The organism is Anaerococcus groningensis, assembly GCF_046365465.1.
Classification (GTDB): domain Bacteria; phylum Bacillota; class Clostridia; order Tissierellales; family Peptoniphilaceae; genus Anaerococcus; species Anaerococcus groningensis.
The window spans coordinates 1-1,095 of the sequence record NZ_JBGMEG010000038.1 but is presented as its reverse complement, the minus strand read 5'-3'; the positions used below and the strand labels follow the sequence as shown (position 1 = coordinate 1,095).

General features: G+C 32.7%; 2 protein-coding genes. One reads left to right on the top strand and one right to left on the bottom strand.

Translation table 11 applies throughout. From position 1 onward, the window contains the following. Positions 1-162 precede the first annotated feature (162 nt). Positions 163-792: an oligopeptide/dipeptide ABC transporter ATP-binding protein gene (locus tag AB9Q04_RS08165; RefSeq protein WP_410024843.1), complete on the top strand. Its 630-nt coding sequence runs from the start codon at positions 163-165 to the stop codon at positions 790-792. A gap of 48 nt (positions 793-840) precedes the next feature. Here AB9Q04_RS08165 and AB9Q04_RS08160 read toward each other — a convergent pair. Continuing rightward, positions 841-1,095 (bottom strand): heparan-alpha-glucosaminide N-acetyltransferase domain-containing protein (locus tag AB9Q04_RS08160; protein ID WP_410024842.1); only part of this gene is annotated, 255 nt, incomplete at its 5' end.

The window sequence follows — 1,095 nt, the reverse complement described above, 5'->3', positions numbered from 1 at the left end:
TTATTAACCATAGGCTCCGATATAATTTCATATACATTTAGAGTAGGGTTTAATGATGAAAATGGGTCTTGAAATATAGCTTGAATTTCGCCTCTAAATTTATCAACCGTATCTTTGGAGGATGTTACTATAGATTTACCTTTGTAAATTATATCGGAGCCTATGGTTAATAAGAAAAAATACAAAGAAAAAGAGCTTAAAGAAAGAGTAGCTTTTTTGATGGAAAAGGTAGGTATATCGCCAGATTATATGAAAAAAAGACCCAAAGAATTTTCTGGTGGGCAAAGGCAAAGAATATCTATTGCAAGGGCCATATCAACAGATCCTGAATTTATTTTATGTGATGAACCCATCTCAGCTTTAGATGTTTCTATCCAAGCTCAAATAGTAAACTTGTTAGAAGATATCCAAAAAGACCTTGGAGTTGCTTATCTTTTTATAGCCCATGACTTAGCCATGGTAGAGCATATATCTGACAGAATTGGAGTTTTATATAAGGGCAATATGATGGAGCTAGGATTATCAAATCAAATTTACAAAAATCCTATGCATCCTTACACCATAGGTTTATTAAACTCTGTTCTACAACCAGTTCCTAGAAAAGATAAAAGTAAGCCATTAAAAACCATAGCAAGTGATATGTCAAGTTCAAATAATGAAACGATAGGCTGTGCTTTTAGTAGTAGATGTCCATTTAAAACAGAACTATGCTTACAAAAAAAACCTCCCCTAGAGGAAGTAGAGCCAGGACATTTGGTTGCTTGCTTCCATAAGCAAAATTTCAAAAATTAGAATATACTTTAATTATCAAATGAAGAACTAGGAGTAAGTCTCCTAGTTTTATTTTGCTAAATTGTATATCAAAGTAACCAAGGGATATAAAATAATTTGATGGGCAAGGTAGATTGGCATAGCGTATCTGCCGATTTTTGCTAGTAGATTATCTTTGCCAAATTTTCCGTGGAAATTTTTGTTTTTTAAACCCTTACCTAAGGTGTATCCAAAAAGATAAATAAATGTCCAAGGAATTATTGCAAAGTAATCAGTAGAATGAAAATCTGCTGATGGGAAACCTAGGTAGAAAAAGTTTAGGTC